Annotated in this window: 6 protein-coding genes and 1 pseudogene; 4 read left to right on the top strand and 3 right to left on the bottom strand. The window is 38.5% G+C overall.

Annotation, left to right across the window (positions count from 1 at the left end; all coding sequences use genetic code 11):
* Positions 1-37 precede the first annotated feature (37 nt).
* From DWZ38_RS08730 to DWZ38_RS08725, 3 genes are all read left to right on the top strand, one after another.
* On the top strand, positions 38-241 hold the full coding sequence (locus tag DWZ38_RS08730) for a hypothetical protein (RefSeq protein WP_117851693.1): 204 nt from the start codon (positions 38-40) through the stop codon (positions 239-241).
* Between the two features lie 133 nt (positions 242-374).
* Entirely contained in the window at positions 375-551 is a 177-nt protein-coding gene (locus tag DWZ38_RS22200) for a hypothetical protein (protein WP_167541534.1), read from the top strand.
* 89 nt (positions 552-640) lie between these two features.
* Complete coding sequence (locus tag DWZ38_RS08725; RefSeq protein ID WP_005927564.1) at positions 641-2,149, top strand: recombinase family protein; 1,509 nt, start codon at positions 641-643, stop codon at positions 2,147-2,149.
* A 60-nt stretch (positions 2,150-2,209) separates the two neighbouring features.
* Here the strand turns inward: DWZ38_RS08725 and DWZ38_RS23085 are convergent.
* Positions 2,210-2,314 (bottom strand): annotated as a pseudogene (locus tag DWZ38_RS23085) (very short patch repair endonuclease); the annotation flags it as partial.
* Positions 2,315-2,568: 254 nt separating this feature from the next.
* Here DWZ38_RS23085 and DWZ38_RS08715 point away from each other — a divergent pair.
* Complete coding sequence (locus DWZ38_RS08715; protein ID WP_117851685.1) at positions 2,569-3,660, top strand: restriction endonuclease; 1,092 nt, start codon at positions 2,569-2,571, stop codon at positions 3,658-3,660.
* Positions 3,661-3,714: 54 nt separating this feature from the next.
* On the opposite strand, the gene DWZ38_RS08710 is transcribed toward DWZ38_RS08715, so the two are convergent.
* Both DWZ38_RS08710 and DWZ38_RS08705 read right to left on the bottom strand, forming a co-directional pair.
* Complete coding sequence (locus DWZ38_RS08710; protein WP_021926496.1) at positions 3,715-4,887, bottom strand: DNA cytosine methyltransferase; 1,173 nt, start codon at positions 4,885-4,887, stop codon at positions 3,715-3,717.
* A 422-nt stretch (positions 4,888-5,309) separates the two neighbouring features.
* Positions 5,310-6,383 (bottom strand): DUF2971 domain-containing protein, encoded by a 1,074-nt coding sequence (locus tag DWZ38_RS08705; RefSeq protein ID WP_117851678.1) that lies wholly within the window; start codon positions 6,381-6,383, stop codon positions 5,310-5,312.
* Between the last annotated feature and the right edge of the window lie 90 nt (positions 6,384-6,473).

Below are 6,473 nucleotides of genomic sequence, written 5' to 3'. Positions count from 1 at the left end.
GGCGTGGCTCCCCATCTTTTCAAAAAAGGAGCACTTTATGGGAAATGCGTTTGGAATGATCCCCGGCTTGGAACCGGACGAATGGAGCAATGACGCCTGCCGTGGTTATGTCATTATGGCAATGGAGGACTGCGGATTTTCAAAGAAGGATATACGGCGTGTTGTGGGGCAGCTTTATGAAGTATTCGACCTCAACAGCGTGGAGGACGCCAAAGAAAAGTACCTTTCCAGTCCTTACTGACCTCGGGCCACATTGACCCGAAGTGGAGAAAGCTCAAAGGGCGGCACCTGCTGGGTGCCGTCTTTTGACGTTTCCCCACGGGACAAGTGGGAAAGGCTGGCATATACACGCACTTTCGCAAAGGAGGTTTTCAATGACGCAAGCTGTCACTTATGAACGAGAAACAAAGTCTGTCGCATTTCAAGGGAAGATCATTGTGCTGGAAAGCCTCACGCCGGTGCTTCCACCGAAGGAGAAAGAACAGCGCAAAAAAGAAATTGAGCGCTGCCTTTTTGAGGTGTTCAGCAAATATGGGGACAGGTTTCCCTAATCATTCGCAACATTGTTGTCCGGGGCTGCTGATGGTATAATATAGTTGTAAGGTTGGTAGCTCCATTCCAACAAGGAAAGGAGCCCAATATGGAATTTATCAGAGAAGATTGTATTTACGCAAGACAGTCAGTAGACCGCAAGGACAGTATCAGCATTGAAAGTCAGATCGACTTTTGCAAGTATGAATTGAAAGGCGGGAGCTGCCGGGTATTCAAGGACAAGGGCTATTCCGGCAAGAACACGGACAGGCCGGAGTTTCAAAAGCTGCTGGGCGAGATTCGCAAGGGAAAGGTTCGGCGGGTCATCGTGTACAAGCTGGACCGTATAAGCCGCTCTATTCTGGACTTTGCAACGATGATGGAGCTGTTTCAAGAGTACGATGTGGAGTTTGTATCCTCCACGGAAAAGTTTGATACTTCGACCCCGATGGGCCGGGCCATGCTGAATATCTGCATTGTATTCGCCCAGCTTGAACGTGAGACAATTCAGAAGCGTGTCACAGACGCCTACTATTCCCGGTGCCTGAAAGGCTTTCACATGAGCGGACAGGCGCCATACGGTTATCAGTTAGAGCCTACTGTGGTAGAGGGTATCCGCACAAAGAAAATGGTTGCCGACCCCGTAGCCGCCGACCATGTTCGGCTGATGTTTGAAATGTACGCTGAACCGGAAACCTCCTTCGGAGATATTACCCGATACTTCGAGGAACATGACATAAAAATTTATGGCAAATCCATGTTCCGTACATTTCTTTCCCAGCTTTTAAGAAACCCCGTTTACGCACAGGCCGATTTGGAGCTGTACGAATTTTTCAAGAGCCAGGGTGCAGCGATTGTGAATGACGCTTCTGACTTTGCTGGAACAAACGGCTGCTATCTCTATCAGGGGCGGGATGTGAAGGAGGACAAGGACAGGTGCTTAAAAGACCAGATACTTGTTATCGCTCCCCACGAAGCACTCATTTCCTCTGACACATGGCTTAAATGCCGGAAAAAACTTATGGCAAACACCACATTCCAGCAGGGACGGAAACCGAAGAACACTTGGCTGGCTGGAAAAATCAAATGCGGGCATTGTGGGTATGCTCTGAAAGCCACCCATGTACCAAATAGCACCGGATATTTCCGCTGTACCAAACGGACGGAAAACAAAGGCTGTCCGGGCTGTGGGAAAATCCGCAAAGAAGAATTTGAGCAATTCATTTTCTCGGCCATGCAGGAAAAGTTCAAAGACTTTCAGATACTCCACGGCAGAGAGGAAAAAGTCAATCCGAAACTGACCGCCTATCAAGTGGAGCTGGCACAGGTGGAGGCAGAAATTGAAAAGCTGCTGGATACGCTAACCGGAGCCAATGCGACCTTGCTTGCCTACGCTAACAAAAAAATTGAAGAACTGGACACCCGACGCCAGACCATTTCAAAGGCAATCGCTGAATTGAGCGTTGAAACCATATCTCCCCAGCAGATAAAGAAGTTATCCTATTATCTCGACAACTGGGACAGCATAGATTTTGACGACAAAAGAAAAGCCGCCGATGGTTTGATCTCTACGATCAAGGCCACCAGCGACCGTGTTCAGATAGAGTGGAAAATCTGACATTTCCGCTCTATCACCCCTCATTTCTATTTTATCTTGTTTGTACCCCTTGTACACCGATGTTTTATTCCATAAAGCCTTTCTTAATATCCGTTCAATGCTCGTATTTTTTCCCTTTATACTCTGCATATTTTTTCTACGCTGTTCAGGTGTCAACTTATCCATAATCTCATCCTGTAAATATCACATTATTATCAATTACTATACTTGTTTATATTATACTCAATTTAACCAGCAAAACAACATTAATTAATATTGCAAGCAAGTAAAACCGACAAAAATCAATTCATATTCTAGGTATATTTTCATTAAATTTATAATTATTTTTGTATATTTTCAATAATTTTTCTTGCGTAACTCCTAAAATTATAATAACATCAGCTTATAAATCTCACGAATTACACAAAGGATAAAACGTTATGACTACAACTACAAATATGTCTATTGAAATACTTGTTAATGTCCTTAAATCTTTACCGAAAAATCAGGGATTTGGCTATATCCACAAGGCAACTAAGACTTTAGTTTCCATAACCGATATTGAAGGAGCATGTGGTCCAATTTCTATTCAGAGATGGGATCCCTCAAAAGGCGAAATCCAGAAGCAAGCAAAAATTGAGTCCATTTCCACTCAAATGTTATCACGAGTTGCAAATGCCATTACTCCCCAAATGCCAATTAATATAGACAGATTGCTTGGAGCTTCATATAATACTCGTTCAGCGTTAGAAACACTATTATGCCATACCCCGCAATTTTATTATTGTTTTCCTGGCAGAATTGAAAATATTAACGGAAAGCCCAAAACCAAACGCGGCCATAAGCATGTTATCTGGATTCCAGACGAACCACATGCTCTTGGAATACTTATGGAAAAAAAGGTCACTGGACTCGAAATAAGTGAACTTCCATCTAAAAGTGTAATTTATGATGCTCTCGAGCTCCCTCAAGCCCTAATAAAATCCGGAAAAATCGATTCTGAAGAAGGCAGAATTCACCTTCGTATGCAAATGGCCATATATGAAATTGGTCGCGCACTTTTCCTAAATACTTACATTGCAAAAAATGACCAGGGAGCCAAATATAAAGGCAAATTTCTTTCTGCTCAAAGTAATATGGTCACATCTTTAAATGATGTACCTCTTATAAATATTATGGACGGTGCTGCAAGAGCAGGTAGTTTAATTGACGCAATGTGGATTGGAAACAAAAGCATCCCTGCTATATTTGAAGTTGAAAATTCAACAGGTGTAACCAGCGGTTTAAATCGAATGCTTTCTTTCAAAAAACATATGCCATCACTTAGCGATATGCGTTTTATTATTGTTGCACCTGATGACCTCAGAGATAAAGTATTCAGAGAAGTTAATAGACCAGAATTTAAAGAATTGCATGCACTATATCTTTCCTATTCTTCTGTCAGTGAATTGTTAGGACTTTGCCAAGAAAGAAAACTAAAAGGCGTCCAGGCCGCATTTATTGAAACATTTTGTGAAGACTTAAATTCATAATCTAAATAAGGTGTCACACAACCATCAAAGTGGATGTTATGTGGCACCTTATTTTTAAACATTTGACAAATCTATCAATTGATAGATCTGATTTCCATTTACATTTTGTATAGCATTTGCATTTAAATAATCTCTAATAGTCTGTGCTATTCCACTTGCTAAAACATACGGTACACCATTACCTATGGTCTTAAACATATTCGACAGACTCATATCTGGTGGCAGTATAAAGTCTGCTGGTAACGTTTGAATTGCCAAAGTTTCCGCTGCTGACATCCTCCTTGCATGGTACGGATGTAAATGCACTTCATTATTGCCATAAGCTGCTGTTGGGGAATATCTCCACCTGTGAATTCTTTTATACGATTTTCTTCCAACATCCCCTTCGTCAATCGTCTGCATTTTAGCTAAGCCTGCTCTCGGCTTGAAATAATCATTTGCATTTGGATGCTCTGTCACATTATTTTGATCAAACCAATGTTGAACTGTCAGCTGCACTGGAATCCCCTCTGGTGGCTGCGTAACCTTTCCTTCTTGGAATGTTTCTGTTCCTGGCCATGGAATCTCTTTTTTTATATTCCAAAGGTCATATTGCTGATATTGTCCCCAATTAAAATTATTCAGATCATTTCCTTGATAATTAATTGGATGTAAAATATTCTGACTTACACCAAATAATAGTATTCTATCTCTATCTTGTGGAGCTCCAAATTCTAATGCATTTGTTAAGCGTTCAGTTGTTTTATATCCGGCATTTTGTAAAGATGTTTTTAATTCTTCATAAAATGCTCTATGCCTTTTCGTCTGCCAGAGTCCTTTTACATTTTCAAATAAAAAGAAATCCGGATGCATTCTTATAATCAAATCTACATATGATTGTGAAAGTCGTCCATTATCTCCATCTCTTCCTCTTTGACGTCCTGCTACCGAGAAATCCGGACATGGGGGCCCGCCGATAAAGCCTACCCATTCCCCATGATTTCTATATTCTTGCATGTCCTGCCTCATATTATTCTGCATATTAATATCATTCAAGAAATCATTAACATCACCTTGATAATACCCACACTGAGGTTCTTGAATATTAACATGCATGTACTCTCTTGCATATCTGTACGCTCTCATAAATTCTGGATTATATTCATTAACAAATACAATATCAAAGCCATTCTGTTCAAATCCTAGATCGAGAAATCCACAGCCCGCAAAAAATGAAAAAATTTTCATCGTTCGTCTCCTTTCCATTTTATATATAAAACACCCTTATCCGCAAATTTACAATATATTAGATTTAATATGGAAATAATTGGATTTGGAGATAAACCAAGATATAAGGATCCTAAAGATTTATACTTCTTCCTTATAAAATAGGATTTTAAAGATATTTTTACATCTTTCTTAGATGTAACTTTATCGCAGAATGTATAAGCATTAAACACTTATTTTCTAGTATTCAATATTTCCTTTTTATAATATAGTTTTTGGATTATAAAATGTCAAGTTATTTTTATCTTGTAAGCTTTTCTTTTCCTATTTTCTACGCTATTATTATCTGTCATTAGATATAGCATTTCTCGTCAAAAAGATGTATTTTTATGGCAGTTACTCTTAACTTCTCCCATTTTATAGGGTACAGTTGCTTAGCTTTTTTATATTAGCCTATATTTTTTCAATTTGTAATTTCTTGAGTCCTCATTGAAATCCATTTTATACACAGGAATTCCTTTTTCTTTTGCCATATCTACAATAATTTTCTGATTTATCTTACTAATTTTACGCCCTAAGTATACCCCACTTGGTTTTTGAATAACGCAAGAATGTTCTTCGTTGGCCAATAAAGTATTATCTGTTAAATAAAACATTCTCCATTCTTTTTCAGCTTTCCAATCTGTAGATTTTTTTATAGCTAACTTAGTTGCCATAAACTCATCCGGACATGGAACAACTGCGTTCAGCCATGATGCATTATATGGAAAACCTATGCTTTGAGCCATTCCTTTAAGAATTTGTATTTGAAATAAGTATGCGGCATAATCTGTAGTATCCAATCTCTTATCGTCATATATTACAGGAAACAACTTTCCCCAAACATGAGTCTGCATATTATTATCAACATAAGTAGTCTTATTCTCATTACCAAATTCATACTCTAACGCAAATCCTGTAGCGTTATTGCTATACTGCCCCCACATCATATCTGAGCAAATTTTCTGTGTAAAACACGCAAACTTTGTTATACGTTGTACTTGCTCTGTCGTATCTTTTAATGCTACGTCAAGATTTTCCAACAAATGTTGAATTAAATTGTTTGAAATATCCACTCTCTGTCCTTTTGGTGCTTCTTTCAAGCACTTAAAGATATATTCTGCATTTGGAATAAGTTCTAATAATTTTTGCGGCGGTTGTTCCATAGTTATTAATTTTTCTACCGCTTTTAGCTCTCCCTCTTCAGATAACAATGAACCAAGCCGTCCTTCTATTCTTTTCTTATCGTAATAAATCCTTGCATCAAAGTCATCATTCATTGTGCTTCCATTAGAAAACCATAATTCATCATTATAAAATGCACTTAGATTTCTTTCAGAGCAAGCTCTAAAACGATATAATTTATTTGGCAAGATACTATTAACATATTTATCAACAGCATCATAGCAAGCCTTTTTTTCTTCCACGGGAAAATTTATCGGAACTATCGTATCTTCAATAATTTTCTTAAAATCCATATGCTCCTCCACAAAGCTTCAACCTTTTCTAATATTATAAATATAACAAAAAAGTCTGTTTTCACAATCAACCGTACAAAAATCTTCTCC

Source organism: Ruminococcus sp. AF31-8BH, from assembly GCF_003460605.1.
Classification (GTDB): domain Bacteria; phylum Bacillota; class Clostridia; order Lachnospirales; family Lachnospiraceae; genus Blautia_A; species Blautia_A acetigignens.
The sequence above is the reverse complement of the archived record's forward strand: the minus strand, read 5'-3'. Positions and strand labels throughout refer to the sequence as shown.